Consider the following 13,701-nt stretch of genomic DNA (forward strand, 5'->3'; position numbering starts at 1 on the left):
ATGACGTAGGAGGAAGCATGGGCAAGACGATGAGCCGCGGCGACAGCACCACGGTGGATGCCCCGTACCGCGCGTCGAAGCAGATGGCCGACCACCTCCAGCAGATCCACGTCGATCTGATCGACCTCCACATCCAGGGGAAGCAGGCGCACTGGAACGTGGTCGGCAAGAACTTCCGCGACCTCCATCTCCAGCTCGACGAGATCGTGGCGGCCGCACGTCAGTTCTCCGACGACGTCGCCGAGCGGATGAGGGCGATCTACGTGACGCCGGACGGTCGGGCAGCGACGGTGGCCAAGCAGAGCAGCCTGCCGGAGTTCCCGTCCGACGAGGTCGACACCGGCGAGACGGTCGACCTGATCACGAGCGCGCTCCACGCGGTCGCCGCGACAGCGCGGCGCATCCACGACGCCGTCGACGAGGAGGACCCGACGACGGCCGATCTCCTCCACGCCGTTCTCGAGCGCATCGAGCAGCTCGCGTGGATGGTGGAGGCCGAGAACCGGATCGCCAACCGCAGCATCCCGCGCCCGATCCACGAATGACCGTCTGACGCGCGACCGACGGACACGTCCGTCGGTCGCCGCGTCATGACTGCCGGTCTCGTTGGCAGGTGGCGGTGAAGCCCGCGAGCCGCGGACCCGAGGCGAACGCGGTCACCACGTCGAAGCCCCCGCCGCGCAGCGAGGCGACGACCGCGTCGGCGACCCTGCGGGCGACCGAGCCCGAGGGCGTCTCGTAGAACAGCCAGAACGAGCCGCCGGGCCGCAGCAGCCGCCGTAGGGCGCGGCTGGGCTCGGCAGCGTCGCCGGTCCAGAAGAGGTTGACGTTCACGGCGAAGACGAGGTCGCGCGAGGCCTCGAGAAGGCTCGGGGCGACGTCCTCGACCGATCCGCGGACGACGTCCCAGCGGGCGTCGCCCGAGGTCGCCTCGCAGCGCCGCCGAGTGCGTTCCTCCGCAACCGGCGAGCGGTCCACGCCGAGATAGCTTCCGTCCGGACCCAGGCGTTCGAGCACGAGCTTCGCCGCCACCCCGCCGCCGCCGCCGACCTCGAGCACGTCGCTGTCGGGGTGCAGGGGGAGTGCAGCGACCGCGGTGGCGAGACGTACTGGGGCGGGCATGTCTCAGCGTACGGCGCCGGCCGGGCCACCGCCGTACGCGCCGTCGCGTCGGCGGGCCATCCGTTCTGATGAGAGAGGATGGGGGCATGTCCTTCCAGATGACCGGGCTGCCCGAAGCCGACGACGTCCTCGACCAGCACCCCTTCGCCGTCGTGGTCGGGATGATGCTCGACCAGCAGTACGGGATGGAGCACGCCTTCCGCGGCGGCTGGAAGGTGCTGAGCCGGTTCGGCACTCTCGAGCCGGCCGCGATCGCCGCCGCCGACCCTGAGGCGTTCAAGGAGCTGTGCAGCGAGCCGCCGGCGATCCACCGGTTCCCCGGGTCGATGGCCGCGCGGCTGCAGGCGCTCGCGGCCCTGGTCGAGTCGAGGTACGGCGGCGACGTGACCCGCCTGTGGACCGAGCCGACCACGGGCAAGGAGCTGATCGCACGGGTCCAGGAGCTGCCGGGCTTCGGCCGGCAGAAGGCCCAGATCTTCATCGCGCTGCTCGCCAAGCAGCTGGGCGTACGGCCGGAGGGCTGGGAGGGGGTGGCCGGGGACTACGCCCTGGAGGGCTACAGGTCGGTCGCCGACGTCATCGACGCCGACTCGTTGCAGAAGGTCCGTGACTTCAAGAAGCAGAAGAAGCGGGCCGCCGCGGACAAGGAGTAGCCTGCGGGGGTTTGCCGACATGCTGTTGGTATCATGTCGACATGGTGTCGCTTAACTGCCAGGACGGTCGGTCCTGATGTTCCTAGCCCTTCGTGAACTCGTCTTCGCCCGCGGTCGCTTCGCTCTGATGGGAGCCGTCGTCGCGCTCATCGCCATCCTGATGGTGCTCCTCAGCGGCCTCTCGGTCGGGCTCGCCAACGACGGTGTCTCCGGTCTCCAGCGGATGCCGGTGACCTCCTTCGCCTTCCAGAAGGACGTCTCCAAGGACTCCGCCTTCTCTCGCAGCGTGGTCGGCGAGAACGCGGTCGAGTCCTGGTCGAAGCAGGACGGCGTCGCCGAGGCCGAGCCGTTCGGCAACACGCTGGTCAACGCCCGCACCGACAAGGGTCTCGAGATCGACCTTGCGTTGTTCGGTGTCGAGGTCGGATCCTTCCTCGATCCCGACGTGGCAGAGGGCTCACCCATCGCCGGTGAGGGGGAGGTCGTCGTGAGCGGGACCGCCGCCGAGGAGGGGGTGGAGATCGGCGACACCGTCGTGCTGCAACCCTCAGGCACCGAGCTGAAGGTCGTCGGCGTGCTCGCCGACCAGCACACCTTCGGCCACGTCGACATCGGCTACCTCCCGCTCGAGACGTGGCAGGAGATCCGCGCGGGCGTCCGCGCCGGTGACGCCGTGCCCGACCGGGTCTACGACGAGTTCACCGCTGTCGCGGTCAAGGCCGAGGACGGCGCCGAGGTCGACCTGGCCGCAGGTGACGAGGCGGCAGGCACCACCTCGCTGACCCGCGAGGAGTCGTACGGCGGCTCTCCGGGCTACACCGCCGAGACCTCGACGCTCCAGCTGATCCAGGGCTTCCTCTATGCCATCTCCGCGCTCGTCGTCGGTGCCTTCTTCACCGTGCTGACGATCCAGCGGCGACAGGAGATCGCCGTGCTCCGCGCGCTCGGGGCGAGCACCGGCTACCTTCTGCGCGACAGCCTGATGCAGTCCATCGTCCTGCTCGTCGCCTCCGCCGGCATCGGCATCGGCATCGGCCTGGCCGCCGGCGCCGCTCTCGCGACGACGTCCATGCCGTTCGCCCTCGAGGCCGGTCCGGTCATCGGTGCCACGGTGCTGCTGCTCGTGCTGGGTCTCGCCGGCGCCGCGGTCGCCGTCGTGCGCCTCACCCGCATCGATCCCCTCACTGCCCTGGGAGGCAGCCGATGACCGCCGTCCTGTCCTTGTCCGACGTCACGCTCCTGCACGGAGACGGTGACGAGACGGTCCGAGCCCTGGACTCGGTCAGCATCGAGGTCGCCGAGGGCGAGCTCGTGGCCGTGGTCGGACCTTCGGGCTCCGGCAAGTCGAGCCTCCTCGCGGTGGCCGGCGCACTCACCACGCCGACCTCCGGCCAGGTCCGCCTCGGCGACGTCGACCTCACGACCGCGTCACCGCGTGAGCTCACGCGCGTACGTCGCCAGCGGATCGGTTTCGTCTTCCAGAGCGGCAACCTGGTCCCGGCGCTCACCAGCCTCGACCAGGTCCGACTGCCGTTGACGTTCGGCAAGGTCGCCGACGCCCGCGACCCGCGTGAGCTCCTGGCCGAGGTCGGCATGGAGCACAAGGCGCGGCGCCGTCCGCACGAGCTCTCCGGCGGGGAGCGGCAACGCGTCGGGATCGCCCGCGCGCTCGTCACCCGCCCCGAGGTCCTCCTCGTCGACGAGCCGACCGCGGCCCTCGACCGCCGTCGCAGCCAGGAGGTGGTGGGACTGCTGGCCCGGGAGGCGCACGAGCACGGGGTGGCGAGCATCATGGTCACCCACGACCACGACGTCCTCCACCACTGCGACCGTGTCCTCGAGATGGTCGACGGCCGACTCGGGCCCGTCGTCGCCGAGTCGGTCTGATGGGATCGTCGGAGGTTCCGACACTGCTGAAGGAGTGACATGCCACGGATCGCGGCGCCGACGGTGGCCGAGCACCACGCTCGCCAGCGCCAGGCACTCCTGGACGCGGCGCACACCATCCTGGCCGAGACCGGCGAGGCACCCTCGATGGGCGAGGTCGGTCGCCGGGCGGGCCTCGCACGAAGCAGCGTGTACCAGTACTTCGCGTCGGCTGACGAGCTGCTGGGCGCCCTCGTCGAGGAGCTGTTCCCCGACTGGGCCGGGAAGGTCCTGGGCAGGGTGGCGGAAGCCTCCACGCCGAGCGGCCGCGTATGGGCCTACATCGAGGCCAACGTCGACCTCTTCGCCAGCTCGGAGCAGGCCGTCGCGCAGGCGCTGAGCCGGGTCGTGGAACCGCACGTCCTGGCCGGTCCGATGACGGAGTTCCACGCCCAGCTCCAGGTGCCGCTGCGCGAGGCGCTCAGCGAGTTCGGCGAGCCCGAGCCGGAGGCGGTCGCCGAGCACATCGACTCGCTCATCGTCCAGGCATCCCGCGGTCTCTCGTCGACCGACCCGGAGTCGCCGGTGCCGGCCAAGGATCGCGCGCTCGCTCGGCTCCGCCGGCTGCTCGGCGGCTACCTGCACCTGCCGGAGTCTCCCGGGTCCGAGGCCGAGCGGGGTTCCTCGGGCTGAGGGCGGACGCGACGGACCGCCCGTCGGTCCTCCCCACCCCCGAGTCGTGGGGGAGGGCCGGCGGGCGGTCTGGTCTCCTCAGGTCACGCCGGCGGCATGAGCACCGTGTCGATGAGGTAGACGGTGGCGTTCGCGGTCTTGACGCCGCCACAGACCACCGCGGCACCCTCCGCACCGGCCGTCAGCGCGTCGGGCGAGCCGGCGACCTCCACCTCGGCGCCGTTCACGGTCTTGTGAGTGCCGACGACCTCGTCGGGGCTCAGCTGGCCGGGAACGACGTGGTACGTCAGCACCGACTCGAGGGTCTTGGCGCCGGCGGGTGTGCCCAGCGACGCGACGGTGTCCTTCGGCAGCTTCGCGAACGCATCGTCGACCGGCGCGAAGACCGTGAACTCACCACCGTTGAGCGTGTCCACGAGGTTCACCTCCGGGTTGAGCTGTCCGCTCACGGCCGCGGTGAGAGTCTTCAGGAGCGGGTTGTTGCTTGCCGCCGTCGCGACCGGGTCCTGGGACATGCCCTCGACCGACCCGGGGCCGTCCGGCACCTGCTCGGCGTATGCCGCGCAGCCGGGACCGACGAGCTCGGACGCGGCGTCGTCGGCAGTCGCCGACTCCGACGGCGAGGCCGAGGCGCTCGACGTCGAGTCGCTGGAGCTCGAGTCGGAGTCGTCACCGCCGCACGCGGTGGTGACGAGCGTGAGCGAGGCGAGCAGCGCCGCCGTCGCCATGAAGCGGGTCCTGCGTGTGGTGGTGCGCATCATCTTTTCCTTTTCCTTCGATGGTGTGATCACTCCACCGAGAACTGGACGCTGTGCCAGCCGGTGGAGCCGTCCGGACGCGGGTCAGCGCGGTCGGAGGTCTGGGTGTTGCCGTCGGCGTCGACGGCACGGACGGCGAGCGTGTGGTCGCCGGAGGTGGCGTCGGCCCATCGCCACGTCCACTGCCGCCAGGTGTCGATCCCGTCCTCAGGCGCCAGCCGCGCGGGCTCCCACGAGCCGTCGTCGACGCGGACCTCGACGGCACTGATCCCGACGTTCTGTGCCCACGCGACACCGCCGACGCGCACGTCGCCGGACTCGAAGGACTGGAATCCTCGGGGGACGTCGATGCGGGAGGCGAGCTTGATCGGCGCCTGCTCGGCCCAGTCGCGGGAGGTCCAGTACGCCGTGAAGTCGGAGAACCGCGTGACTTCGAGGTCGACGAGCCACTTCGTCGCGGAGACGTAGCCGTAGAGTCCGGGGATGACCATCCGGGCGGGGAAGCCGTGCTCGAGCGGGAGGGGATCGCCGTTCATCGCGACGGCGACCATGGCGTCGCGGCCGTCGAGCACCGCCTCGAGCGGAGTGCCGATGACCATGCCGTCCGCGCTCGTCGACTTCAGCGCGTCGGCGCCGTCGCGCACGCCGGCACGCCGCAGCAGGCCTGCGAGGGGGACGCCGATCCACGTCGCGTTGCCCGCGTACTCTCCACCGACCTCGTTGGACACGCACGTCAAGGTGATGCGCCGTTCGATCAGCGGCTCGGCGATCAGGTCGGCGAAGGTCAGCTCGAGCTCCTCGTCGACGTCGCCGTGGATCCGCAGCCGCCATGTGTCGGCGGGGACGTCGGGGACCGTGAGCGCCGTGTCGACGCGGTAGAAGTCGTGGTTGTCCGTCAGGTACGGAGAGATGCCTCGCAGCGGGTCGACGCCTGCGGGCACCGGCACCGCGGCGTCGATCGGCCGGGGGATCGTCACGGTCGCCCGGGACGCAGCAGCGTCGGACGTCCCGAGGAGCCGCGTCACGCCTCCGCCGACCGTGGCGACCGCCGCCGTCCCGAGCGCTGCCACCAGGAACGCACGCCGGTCGAACCCCGACGGGAGGTCGTCCTCGCGACGTAGGCCCAGCGGCGACGGGGTGCGCAAGGGGGCGAGCAGCACCACCAGCGCGGCGACGCCGACGGCGACCGTCGCCAGCGGCGCCAGCACCGCCACGTCCGGCGGAACCGACGTCGTGGTGTCCGCCAGGGTCGCGGCCACGGCGAGCACGCCTGTCACCACGACGAGCCCGACCGCGATCCTCGGGTGAGTCAGCCCGATCCAGCCGGCACCTGCCGCGATCAGCACCAGCACGACCGCGGTCCCGGCCAGCAGGACGGCCTTGTCGTCCTCCCCGAACTGGCGCACGGCGAAGTCCTTCAGCCACCCCGGTGTCCGTGCGACGAAGGCGTTGCCGACGGCCACGACCGGCGAGGGACCACCGGTCAGGGTCGCGACCGCAGCACCCGCCGCCGTGCCGGCAAGGGCGGCGAGGACGCCCGACCCTGCTGCCAGCGCCTGGCGCGATGCTTGGTGGTGGACCATGCTCCTGCTTCGCGGCCGCCCGCGACAGGGATGGGCGCGACGGGCGAGAATGTGATCGGGCCACGGACCATCCACGTGGTGGGCGGTGACGAATCACCAGTGAGACCCCCCGAGCGCAGGAGTACGGATGCCAGATCCGGAGCACGATCGACGCGGGGACCCGCACGCGGTCCCTCCACCGGCGACCGACGACCTCGAGGCCCTGATGGCGCGTGTCGCGCGGGGGGACGAGGGCGCTTTCGGTTCGGTCTACGACGCCCTGTCGGGGGCGGTCTTCGGTCTCGTACGCCGGGTCCTGCGCGACCCGGTCCGCTCGGAGGAGGTGACGCAGGAGGTGTTCTTGCAGGTGTGGCAGAAGGCGCCGAACTTCGACGCCGGCCGGGGCCGGGCGCGGTCGTGGGTGCTCACCCTGGCCCACCGGCGGGCCGTCGACGCCGTCCGCCACGACCAGGCGGCGGCCGACCGGGACGCGCGGTACGACTGGTCCGGTGGTCCGGCGTACGACCAGGTCGCCGACGAGGTGACCGTGCGGCTGGAGCACGAACAGGTTCGTCGCTGCCTCGGCACGTTGACAGACTTGCAGCGAGAGGCCGTGGGACTGGCCTACTATCAGGGCCACACCTACGCCCAGGTTGCGGTGATGCTGGAGGCGAATCCGGCGACGGTGAAGACACGACTGCGCGACGGCCTGATCCGGCTGCGCGACTGCCTGGGGGTGACGGCATGACCACGGACCCCCACAACCTCGCCGGTGCCTACGCCCTCGACGCCCTCGACACCGAGGAGCGCGAGGCGTACGAGGCTCACCTCAGCCGGTGCTCCGACTGCGCTGAGGAGGTCGGAGGGTTCCTCGTGACCGCCGCTCGGCTCGGTGCCGCCGAGGAGGTCGTGGCGCCTCCGCACCTGCGGCAGGGCGTCCTCGACGCGATCGCTCGGACGCCGCAGGAGCGTCCGGTGGTCGTGGAGCTCGGCGGACGCCGGCGCCGGCTGAAGGGCTGGCCCACCCGCGTGCTCGTCGCCGCGGCCGCGCTCGCCCTCGTGGTCGGTGCCGCGGTCTTCGGGGTGTCCCAGCGCGACCAGGCCGACCAGATCGAGGCGCAGCAGGCCGCGATCACCGAGGTCCTCTCGGCCCCCGACGCCGCGATGGTGTCGGCGCCGGTCGCGGGTGGCGGAACGGTGAGCGTGGTGCAGTCGGCCGATCTCGCGAAGGCCGTCATGGTCGTCGCCGACCTGCCGAAGCTCGCCGACGGGTACGACTACCAGATGTGGACCCAGAGCGACGGCACGATGCACAGCGCCGGCGTGCTGCCACGCGATGAGCAGGGTGGCAGAGGCGCGCACGTCATGGAGGACGTCTCGGGCGTCACCGCGGTCGCGATCAGCGTCGAGCCGGCCGGCGGCTCCAAGGAGCCGACGGCAGACCCGATCGTGCTGATCGACACGGCCTGACGGTCACTCGTCGCCGAGACCTGCACGCTCGGCCAGGCCGCGGACGTATGCCGCCTGGCCGAGGTGCTGGACGCTGTCGTCGAGCATGCTGACGATCCGGACCGCCGCCGTGACCGGCGGGTCCCACCGTCGGTCGACGACGCGCTCGAGCTCGGCCACGTCCACCGCTGCGAGGTAGTCGCGCACCCGCGCGGTGACGTCGTGGTGGTAGCCGGCGAGCTGTCCGCCGCTCGCGACGACCTGGGCCACCTCGTCGGCGGACTGGCCGTACCCGGTGGCCTCCTTCGTGAAGGGGAGGCGCAGCTCGTCGTACCATCCGCCGTCGGTCCAGACCTGGAGCGTGCCCGCGAGATCCGCGCCGTGGTCGTCGAGCACGCGTGCCTGGTGCCAGAGCAGCCAGCAGACGGTGTTGGCCTCGCCGTCCGGGCGGTAGGTGCCGATCGGTGTCGGGAGGTCGTCCGTGAGGTCGTCGACCAGCTCGTCGGTGCGGTCGACGCGGTCGAGAAGCATGGATCGCAGCGCATCCAGCGCGGAGTCTGTCGCCATCCACCCACGGTAGGGGAATAGCGCGCGTTGTCATTTAGTTGAACTGTGCACTACTTTGGTGTGAGACCGCAGACGCGGTCGGAGACGAGGACACGATGCAGTTCGGGATCTTCACCGTCGGTGACGTCACGACCGACCCCACGACGGGCCGGACACCGACCGAGCACGAGCGGATCAAGGCGACCGTCGCGATCGCCACGAAGGCCGAGGAGGTGGGACTGGACGTCTTCGCCACCGGGCAGCACCACAACCCGCCCTTCATCCCGTCCGCGCCGACCACGACGCTGGCCTACATCGCCGCACAGACCGAGAGGTTGATCCTCTCGACGTCGACGACGCTCATCACGACGACCGATCCCGTCCGGATCGCCGAGGACTACGCGACGCTGCAGCACCTCTCCGACGGCCGCAACGACCTGATGATGGGCCGCGGCAACACCGGCCCGGTCTATCCGTGGTTCGGCAAGGACATCCGGCAGGGCATCGAGCTCGCGATCGAGAACTACCACCTGCTGCGACGCCTGTGGACCGAGGACGTCGTGGACTGGGAAGGCAAGTTCCGTACGCCGCTGCAGGGCTTCACCTCGACGCCGCGCCCGCTCGACGGGGTGCCGCCCTTCGTCTGGCACGGATCGATCCGCAGTCCCGAGATCGCCGAGCAGGCCGCGTACTACGGTGACGGCTTCTTCGCGAACCACATCTTCTGGCCCGCGAGCCACACCGAGCGGATGATCGCCTTCTACCGTCAGCGGTTCGAGCACTACGGACACGGGACCGCCGACCAGGCCATCGTGGGTCTCGGTGGACAGGTCTTCATGCGCAAGAACAGCCAGGAGGCCGTCGACGAGTTCCGACCGTACTTCGACAACGCACCCGTCTACGGGCACGGGCCGAGCATGGAGGACTTCACCCGCGAGACGCCGCTGACCGTCGGCAGTCCCGCGCAGGTGATCGAGCGGACGCTCGGGTTCAGGGAGTACGTCGGCGACTACCAGCGCCAGCTGTTCCTCATGGACCACGCGGGCCTGCCGCTCAAGACGGTCCTCGAGCAGCTCGACCTCCTCGGCGAGGAGGTCGTGCCTGTCCTCCGCAAGGAGTTCGCGGCGCTCAAGCCCGACCACGTCCCCGACGCACCCACCCACGCGTCGCTGGTGGCCGCTGCCGGCGGCGGCCACGACGCCACCGTCCATGCCGACGGCGACGACGTCACCGGGACGTCCGTCCAGGAGAGCACCGAGGAGGCGACCGTATGACCAGCCGCACGATCACCGTCGTCAGTGCCGGTCTGAGCGATCCGTCCTCGACGCGACTGCTCGCCGACCGGCTCACGCAGGCCGTCCGGGACGGACTGCTCACCCGAGGCATCGACGCCGATGTGCGGGTGCACGGGCTCCGCGAGCACGCGCACGACATCACCGACGCGATGCTGACGGGGTTCGCCCCGGCAGGGCTGCAGACCGTGATCGACGATGTCGTCGCCGCAGACGGTCTCGTCGTCGCCACGCCGATCTTCACGGCCTCGTACTCAGGGCTGTTCAAGTCGTTCATCGACGTCCTCGAGAAGGACGCACTGGCGGCCAAGCCGGTCCTGATCGCGGCCACCGCCGGGACCGCACGCCACTCGCTCGCCCTCGAGCATGCCCTGCGGCCGCTGTTCGCCTACCTGCGCGCGGTCGTCGTGCCGACCGCGGTGTTCGCCGCGGCCGAGGACTGGGGCGGGGCGGACGGCGCGACCGGTCCTCTGCAGGAACGGATCGAGCGGGCGGGCGGCGAGCTGGCAGCGCTTGTCGCGGCACGGGAGGCGCCTCCGGCAGCCGATCCCTTCACCCTGACGTCCTCGTTCGAGGACATGCTGGCGGGTCGGTGAGCCCGCGTGGCAGCGCGAGCGTGACCGCTCGATGTGCTGTGATGCGTTCATGCGACGGCCCGTGACACTCTCCGACCGGGCGCGCGGATACGGGTTGTGGGCGGGCGACATCCTTGCCCGCATCCCTGGTTCGCGGCTCCAGCACGTCTCCTTCCACGGCGGGATGACGCCGCAGCTGTCGGTGTCGCTGGCGATCTCGGAGGACTCCTCGCCGCTCGGGGACGTGCCCGTCCACGTCGTGCTCACGTTCGACGGCGTCCGAGTGCCGGTCTGGCGTCCGTCGTGGCGCGAGCGGCTGCGCCGACGCCCCACGGACCTGCCCGAGGTCGTCGAGCTCAGCCGTGGACGGGGCGGGCGCTTCCGGATCCTCCACACCTCGGGCCAGCTCGCCGTCCGGGCCTCTGCGCTGATCGTCGACGTCGCACCCGCGGGGCGGCTCGCCGTGACGTACGGCGACGCTGTCGCGTCCTGACCGGCAGCGAGCCTCCCTGAGGCCCGCGGGTACGGTGGCTCGCGTGACCACCGCCGTACGCCCCCGTGTCGGAGCCGTCATCCTGACCCAGGGCAAGCGCCCTGACGACCTCCGCGCCGCGATCGACTCGGTGCTGGCCCAGCAGGGGGTCGACGTCGACGTGGTGTGCGTCGGCAACGGATGGGCTCCGGTCGACCTGCCCGAGGGCGTCGCGACGCTCGCGCTCCCGGAGAACCTCGGGATCCCGGCGGGCCGCAACGCCGGTGTGCCCCACGTCACGGGCGACCTGCTGCTCTTCGTCGACGACGACGCGCGCCTGGTCGACCCGGACTTCCTCGCGAGGGCTTCGGAGCTGTTCGCGGACGACCGGCGGCTGGGGGTGGTCCAGCCTCGCGTCGAGAGCCCGGGGGAGGAGGCGCCGACGCGGTGGATCCCCCGGATGCGCAAGGGCGACCCGCGCCGTTCCTCGCCCGCGTTCTCGCTGTGGGAGGGCGTGCTGGTCGTCCGGCGAGCAGCCTTCGACGCCGCGGGCGGCTGGGGCGACGAGTACTTCTACGCGCACGAGGGCATCGAGCTCGCATGGCGGGTGTGGGACGCGGGGTACGAGGTCTGGTACCGAGGGGACCTGCGGTGCGCCCACCCGGCGATCGACCCGGCGCGGCACGACTTCTACTACCGGCTGAACGCGCGCAACCGTGTGTGGCTGGCGCGCCGGAACCTGCCGTGGCCGTTCACCTGGGCGTACGTCGCGACCTGGACGGCCGTGGCGGTGCTGCGCGGTGCGCGGACGGCGTCGGGACGCGCGGCGCTGCGGCCATGGTTCGCCGGGTGGTCCGAGGGGTGGCGCGGCGACCCGGGCCCGAGGCGTCCGATGCGATGGCGGACCATCGCTGCGATGACGCGACGAGGCCGCCCGCCGGTCGTCTGACCGGCGTCAGCCGACGCGCCGGCCCTCGGTCTGACCGTCGTCGTCGTCCTCGTCGCTGTCGCCGTCCTGCAGGAGACCGAGGTTGCGCATCCGACGCATCCGGCGTTCGTGGCGGCGTCGCAGGGCAGCCTCGTTGCCGGAGTCGCTGAAGTAGTCCTCGACCACCTTGTCGATCGGGCCGTCCTTGATCAGCTTGCCCTCGCGGAGATAGAGGCCGCGGCTGCAGAAGCGGGTCAGGTTCGCCTCGCTGTGCGACACCATGAACAGCGTCCGGCCGTCGGCGAGCATCTCGTCGATGCGCTCGAAGCACTTCTCGCGGAACGCACGGTCACCGACGGCCAGCACCTCGTCCACGAGCAGGATCGGCTCCTCGAGGCGCGACACGACACTGAAGGCCACGCGGACCTTCATGCCGGACGACAGGTGCTTGTACGGGGTGTCGACGAAGTTCTCGATCTCGGCGAACTCGACGATCTCGTCGAACGACGCGTTGATCTCCTTCTTCTTCATGCCGTGGAGGCCGGCCGCGAGATAGATGTTGTCGCGGACCGTGAGGTCACCCACGAAACCGCCGGTGATCTCGATGAGCGGTGCCACACCGCCGTTGATGACCGCGCGCCCCTCGTCGGGGATGAGGACCCCGGCGATGGTCTTGAGGAGGGTCGACTTGCCCTGACCGTTGCGACCGACGACACCGATCGCCTCGCCCGGCTGGACGTCGAAGGAGATGTGGCGCAGACCCCAGAACTCCCCAGCGCGCACCCCGCCCTCGCCCCGGAAGACGAGGTCACGGATGCTGCGGTGGCGTCGTGACCGGTGGAACCGGACGGAGACGTCCTGGACGGAGATGATGGGTTCGGTCATGCCTAGAGTTCCTTGAGGACCGTGCGCTCGAGGCGGGCGAAGACCCACCAGCCGAGCGCGAGGACGAGCAGCGAGACTGCTGCCGCGTATCCGACGTGGAGCCAGTTGAGGTATTGCGGGAAGATCCCCGCGCGGAAGAGCTGGAGGAGGTCGGCGACCGGGTTCGCGACGTACACCCACCGGATCTCTTCCGGCAGCCGTGTCGTCGAGTACAGGACCGGCGAGGCGTAGAAGAACAGTCGCAGGAAGATCGCGACGATCCGGTTGAGGTCTGGCACCAGCACGGTGAGCACGCTGAGCGCGAGTCCGATGCCGGAGAGCAGCACGCTCATCAGCACGAACGCCAGGGGCAGCGTGATCAGCATGTTCCAGTGGAGCGGGACCTGGAAGGCGATGAGGAAGCCGGCGAGGACGGGGAGCGCGAAGAAGTACTCGACGGCGTTGGAGGCCACCACCCGCAGCACCCAGATCTCGCGTGGCAGGTTGGTCGACCGGATCAGGCGCGAAGAGCTGCGCAGCGCCTTGGCGCCCTGCGACACGGTGGAGTTGAACCACTGCCACGGGAGCATGCCGGCGAGGAGGAAGACGATGTAGGGGTCGTCACCGGGGACGTTTCTCTCGAAGAGCATCGAGAAGACGGCCCAGTAGACCAGGCTCATCAGCAGCGGGTCGAGGACCGTCCAGACGTATCCCAGGACGGAGTCGGCGTACCGGACCTTCAGGTCGCGGCGTACCAGCAGGAAAAAGATCTTGCGGGCGCCCCAGATTGCGCGTGTCCGCGCCCAGGGCGACCGCGTGTAGCTCGAGTCGACCATCGGTCCCTTTCCGTCCGAAGCCTAGCCCCGCTCGGGGACAGACCCCGTGTCGCACGGCTACTGTACGCGCGATATCCCGCGGGTC

17 protein-coding genes are annotated in these 13,701 nt (G+C 70.6%); 11 read left to right on the plus strand and 6 right to left on the minus strand.

The window, feature by feature from the left end:
- Positions 1-17: 17 nt before the first annotated feature.
- Positions 18-545 (plus strand): Dps family protein, encoded by a 528-nt coding sequence (locus KV102_RS13135; RefSeq protein WP_220344150.1) that lies wholly within the window; start codon positions 18-20, stop codon positions 543-545.
- 43 nt (positions 546-588) lie between these two features.
- Here KV102_RS13135 and KV102_RS13140 read toward each other — a convergent pair whose 3' ends face one another.
- Positions 589-1,122: a methyltransferase domain-containing protein gene (locus tag KV102_RS13140; protein ID WP_220344152.1), complete on the minus strand. Its 534-nt coding sequence runs from the start codon at positions 1,120-1,122 to the stop codon at positions 589-591.
- 86 nt (positions 1,123-1,208) lie between these two features.
- Here KV102_RS13140 and KV102_RS13145 point away from each other — a divergent pair, with 86 nt between their 5' ends.
- The 4 genes from KV102_RS13145 to KV102_RS13160 all read left to right on the plus strand — a co-directional run bounded on the left by KV102_RS13145 (position 1,209) and on the right by KV102_RS13160 (position 4,334).
- On the plus strand, positions 1,209-1,775 hold the full coding sequence (locus tag KV102_RS13145) for an HhH-GPD-type base excision DNA repair protein (RefSeq protein WP_220344153.1): 567 nt from the start codon (positions 1,209-1,211) through the stop codon (positions 1,773-1,775).
- Positions 1,776-1,851: 76 nt separating this feature from the next.
- The gene (locus KV102_RS13150) at positions 1,852-2,982 is read left to right on the plus strand and encodes an FtsX-like permease family protein (protein WP_220344154.1); all 1,131 of its coding nucleotides are present in this window, start codon (positions 1,852-1,854) and stop codon (positions 2,980-2,982) included.
- Positions 2,979-3,662, plus strand: coding sequence for an ABC transporter ATP-binding protein (locus KV102_RS13155; protein ID WP_220344155.1), 684 nt, complete (start codon positions 2,979-2,981; stop codon positions 3,660-3,662). The genes KV102_RS13150 and KV102_RS13155 overlap by 4 nt, the downstream gene beginning before the upstream one ends.
- Positions 3,663-3,701: 39 nt before the next feature.
- Positions 3,702-4,334 (plus strand): TetR/AcrR family transcriptional regulator, encoded by a 633-nt coding sequence (locus KV102_RS13160; protein WP_220344156.1) that lies wholly within the window; start codon positions 3,702-3,704, stop codon positions 4,332-4,334.
- A gap of 83 nt (positions 4,335-4,417) precedes the next feature.
- Here the strand turns inward: KV102_RS13160 and KV102_RS13165 are convergent, their stop codons facing one another.
- Both KV102_RS13165 and KV102_RS13170 read right to left on the minus strand, forming a co-directional pair.
- Positions 4,418-5,092: a fasciclin domain-containing protein gene (locus tag KV102_RS13165; RefSeq protein WP_308290330.1), complete on the minus strand. Its 675-nt coding sequence runs from the start codon at positions 5,090-5,092 to the stop codon at positions 4,418-4,420.
- A 29-nt stretch (positions 5,093-5,121) separates the two neighbouring features.
- Positions 5,122-6,675, minus strand: coding sequence for a molybdopterin-dependent oxidoreductase (locus KV102_RS13170; RefSeq protein WP_220344158.1), 1,554 nt, complete (start codon positions 6,673-6,675; stop codon positions 5,122-5,124).
- A 127-nt stretch (positions 6,676-6,802) separates the two neighbouring features.
- On the opposite strand from KV102_RS13170, the gene sigK reads away from it, so the two are divergent.
- Together sigK and KV102_RS13180 are read left to right on the plus strand one after the other, a co-directional pair.
- Positions 6,803-7,402, plus strand: coding sequence for an ECF RNA polymerase sigma factor SigK (sigK, locus tag KV102_RS13175; RefSeq protein ID WP_220344159.1), 600 nt, complete (start codon positions 6,803-6,805; stop codon positions 7,400-7,402).
- Entirely contained in the window at positions 7,399-8,124 is a 726-nt protein-coding gene (locus KV102_RS13180; protein ID WP_220344160.1) for an anti-sigma factor domain-containing protein, read from the plus strand. Before sigK ends, KV102_RS13180 begins: the two co-directional genes overlap by 4 nt.
- 3 nt (positions 8,125-8,127) lie before the next feature.
- Here KV102_RS13180 and KV102_RS13185 read toward each other — a convergent pair whose 3' ends face one another.
- On the minus strand, positions 8,128-8,670 hold the full coding sequence (locus KV102_RS13185; RefSeq protein WP_255560939.1) for a DinB family protein: 543 nt from the start codon (positions 8,668-8,670) through the stop codon (positions 8,128-8,130).
- Between the two features lie 95 nt (positions 8,671-8,765).
- On the opposite strand from KV102_RS13185, the gene KV102_RS13190 reads away from it, so the two are divergent.
- From KV102_RS13190 to KV102_RS13205, 4 genes are read left to right on the plus strand one after another with little or no spacing between them, the layout of a single operon-like run.
- Positions 8,766-9,923 carry an LLM class flavin-dependent oxidoreductase gene (locus KV102_RS13190; RefSeq protein WP_220344161.1) on the plus strand — a complete coding sequence of 386 codons (1,158 nt, stop codon included), beginning with the start codon at positions 8,766-8,768 and terminating at the stop codon, positions 9,921-9,923.
- Entirely contained in the window at positions 9,920-10,537 is a 618-nt protein-coding gene (locus tag KV102_RS13195) for an FMN reductase (protein WP_220346549.1), read from the plus strand. The genes KV102_RS13190 and KV102_RS13195 overlap by 4 nt, the downstream gene beginning before the upstream one ends.
- Positions 10,538-10,586: 49 nt before the next feature.
- Positions 10,587-11,009, plus strand: a complete 423-nt coding sequence (locus tag KV102_RS13200) for a hypothetical protein (RefSeq protein ID WP_220344164.1) — start codon at positions 10,587-10,589, stop codon at positions 11,007-11,009.
- Positions 11,010-11,052: 43 nt separating this feature from the next.
- Entirely contained in the window at positions 11,053-11,937 is an 885-nt protein-coding gene (locus KV102_RS13205) for a glycosyltransferase (protein ID WP_308290332.1), read from the plus strand.
- 6 nt (positions 11,938-11,943) lie between these two features.
- Here KV102_RS13205 and KV102_RS13210 read toward each other — a convergent pair whose 3' ends face one another.
- On the minus strand, positions 11,944-12,801 hold the full coding sequence (locus KV102_RS13210; protein WP_220346550.1) for an ABC transporter ATP-binding protein: 858 nt from the start codon (positions 12,799-12,801) through the stop codon (positions 11,944-11,946).
- A gap of 2 nt (positions 12,802-12,803) precedes the next feature.
- Positions 12,804-13,616, minus strand: a complete 813-nt coding sequence (locus KV102_RS13215) for an ABC transporter permease (RefSeq protein ID WP_220344166.1) — start codon at positions 13,614-13,616, stop codon at positions 12,804-12,806.
- Between the last annotated feature and the right edge of the window lie 85 nt (positions 13,617-13,701).

The organism is Mumia sp. zg.B53 (genome assembly GCF_019550935.1).
GTDB lineage: Bacteria > Actinomycetota > Actinomycetes > Propionibacteriales > Nocardioidaceae > Mumia.

Bases quoted from the DNA above. Each gene is read 5' to 3' on its own strand.
- sigK (WP_220344159.1), top strand. From the start codon at position 6,803: ATGCCAGATCCGGAGCACGATCGACGCGGGGACCCGCACGCGGTCCCT.
- KV102_RS13210 (WP_220346550.1), bottom strand. From the start codon at position 12,801: ATGACCGAACCCATCATCTCCGTCCAGGACGTCTCCGTCCGGTTCCAC.
- KV102_RS13140 (WP_220344152.1), bottom strand. From the start codon at position 1,122: ATGCCCGCCCCAGTACGTCTCGCCACCGCGGTCGCTGCACTCCCCCTG.
- KV102_RS13200 (WP_220344164.1), top strand. From the start codon at position 10,587: ATGCGACGGCCCGTGACACTCTCCGACCGGGCGCGCGGATACGGGTTG.
- KV102_RS13185 (WP_255560939.1), bottom strand. From the start codon at position 8,670: ATGGCGACAGACTCCGCGCTGGATGCGCTGCGATCCATGCTTCTCGAC.
- KV102_RS13150 (WP_220344154.1), top strand. From the start codon at position 1,852: ATGTTCCTAGCCCTTCGTGAACTCGTCTTCGCCCGCGGTCGCTTCGCT.
- KV102_RS13180 (WP_220344160.1), top strand. From the start codon at position 7,399: ATGACCACGGACCCCCACAACCTCGCCGGTGCCTACGCCCTCGACGCC.
- KV102_RS13135 (WP_220344150.1), top strand. From the start codon at position 18: ATGGGCAAGACGATGAGCCGCGGCGACAGCACCACGGTGGATGCCCCG.
- KV102_RS13160 (WP_220344156.1), top strand. From the start codon at position 3,702: ATGCCACGGATCGCGGCGCCGACGGTGGCCGAGCACCACGCTCGCCAG.
- KV102_RS13170 (WP_220344158.1), bottom strand. From the start codon at position 6,675: ATGGTCCACCACCAAGCATCGCGCCAGGCGCTGGCAGCAGGGTCGGGC.
- KV102_RS13190 (WP_220344161.1), top strand. From the start codon at position 8,766: ATGCAGTTCGGGATCTTCACCGTCGGTGACGTCACGACCGACCCCACG.
- KV102_RS13215 (WP_220344166.1), bottom strand. From the start codon at position 13,616: ATGGTCGACTCGAGCTACACGCGGTCGCCCTGGGCGCGGACACGCGCA.
- KV102_RS13195 (WP_220346549.1), top strand. From the start codon at position 9,920: ATGACCAGCCGCACGATCACCGTCGTCAGTGCCGGTCTGAGCGATCCG.
- KV102_RS13155 (WP_220344155.1), top strand. From the start codon at position 2,979: ATGACCGCCGTCCTGTCCTTGTCCGACGTCACGCTCCTGCACGGAGAC.
- KV102_RS13145 (WP_220344153.1), top strand. From the start codon at position 1,209: ATGTCCTTCCAGATGACCGGGCTGCCCGAAGCCGACGACGTCCTCGAC.
- KV102_RS13165 (WP_308290330.1), bottom strand. From the start codon at position 5,092: ATGCGCACCACCACACGCAGGACCCGCTTCATGGCGACGGCGGCGCTG.